The 1,355-nt window shown below is 48.3% G+C and carries 4 protein-coding genes; 1 reads left to right on the top strand and 3 read right to left on the bottom strand.

Annotated elements, in window-relative coordinates; translation table 11 throughout:
• Positions 1 to 234, bottom strand: a 234-nt coding sequence (locus tag GTGU_RS23240) for a host-nuclease inhibitor Gam family protein (protein ID WP_038163465.1), incomplete at its 3' end; no start/stop codon positions are given.
• A gap of 91 nt (positions 235 to 325) precedes the next feature.
• Between GTGU_RS23240 and GTGU_RS23235 the strand changes: the two genes are divergently transcribed.
• Complete coding sequence (locus GTGU_RS23235; protein WP_038163463.1) at positions 326 to 523, top strand: hypothetical protein; 198 nt, start codon at positions 326 to 328, stop codon at positions 521 to 523.
• A 124-nt stretch (positions 524 to 647) separates the two neighbouring features.
• On the opposite strand, the gene GTGU_RS23230 is transcribed toward GTGU_RS23235, so the two are convergent.
• Entirely contained in the window at positions 648 to 899 is a 252-nt protein-coding gene (locus tag GTGU_RS23230) for a hypothetical protein (RefSeq protein ID WP_038163172.1), read from the bottom strand.
• A gap of 2 nt (positions 900 to 901) precedes the next feature.
• Entirely contained in the window at positions 902 to 1,324 is a 423-nt protein-coding gene (locus GTGU_RS23225; RefSeq protein WP_038163460.1) for a hypothetical protein, read from the bottom strand.
• Between the last annotated feature and the right edge of the window lie 31 nt (positions 1,325 to 1,355).

Here is a 1,355-nt window from a genome sequence, read left to right as displayed (position 1 = left end):
ACACCACGTCTGAACGCCGGTTTGCAGGCGCTCAAGCTCTTTTTTCAGCGCCTCAATACCGGGTGCGACATCGTTTGTCAGTGTGGCAATCTGGTCATTCAGCTCCGTTTCGCGGCGCAGAATAACGCGGGATATATCACCAATCTTGCGGATATCATTAATAACGTCTTCGCGGGACTGGGGAACGGCCACTGCCGCAGCAGCTTTGGTTCGTGGTTTTTTAGGTGCTTTCATGTCAACCTCAAGTTGTTGTTTTTAGATCGTTTTTACTGCTAATGTCGTTAAGTTGTTCGTTGTTTCACTTAAAGCTAATAAGGAGTTCAGTATGTCTACAGAAAATAATCGCCTCCCTAAAGAAGTTGCTTATGCGCACGCGATCCAACTGGCATCAGCGTTCATCAGTAATGGTGATATCAGACTGAAAGGTAGCACCCGTCCTGAATCAGATTCTTTTGAAATGACGATGGAGCTTATTGAGACGCTGTATCAGCGCGTTCAAGATACGTGGAAACATCTTGACTGATTCCACTTGATTATCCGGGCGGCAGACGTCCGCCCTTACTTTACCTTTAAGCGGAATATAAATAAGACGCTGTTGTATTTTGTCGTAATACATTGTTCCTGGTTTGATATTCATAGTGATGACCTCAGTGTTTAACAATTTTACGGTTATCCCGTTCAGCCTTTACTTTCGCAAACTCAATAACGTGCTGGACTGCGGTCGGGAAGATAGCGGTCAGACCTTCCGCAACCAGAAAGGAAAATGAGCCGTCATCGTCTTTGCTGCTCACGTGAAAACTGATCCCGAGCTTTCCGGAGTTCTCCGGCGTTTTAACAATCTCGCCGTCCTTCATTTCGGTATCATCCTCAAGGATGATAGTGATGGTTTGCTTAGCCATGATTACCTCCAGACCAGTTGACGACGGCAAAAATGCTGCCAGCCGGTACGCTCAGACACGCTCAGTAAAAACCTGACATCCAGACCCACCCACCGGCGACAGGCTTCTTCAACGCCGTACCGCTTACTGTCCCGCAGCAGCCGGGAGACCAGACCACGAAGGAACCCGTAGGCAAAATGGAATGACGCACGATCTGAAAGAGGAACCCGGTATTTCATAAACTCCCACACATCAACCACATTCGGGTTGTATTCCCAGATAAACTGGCGTTTGAGCGCCCGCTTTCCGGCGCAGCTGACAACCAGCTCATACACGTCAAGATACATTTCGCCACTGCACACATTAATGAACCGGCAGATATCACCGGCGCTGCCGTTATACGTGTGCATGCGACGCAGTGCTTTAATTTCACGTAACAGTTTCATATTTACCTCCAGATGACCCCGCAACCTCCGA

Source organism: Trabulsiella guamensis ATCC 49490, assembly GCF_000734965.1.
Lineage (GTDB): Bacteria > Pseudomonadota > Gammaproteobacteria > Enterobacterales > Enterobacteriaceae > Trabulsiella > Trabulsiella guamensis.
The sequence above is the reverse complement of the archived record's forward strand: the minus strand, read 5'-3'. Positions and strand labels throughout refer to the sequence as shown.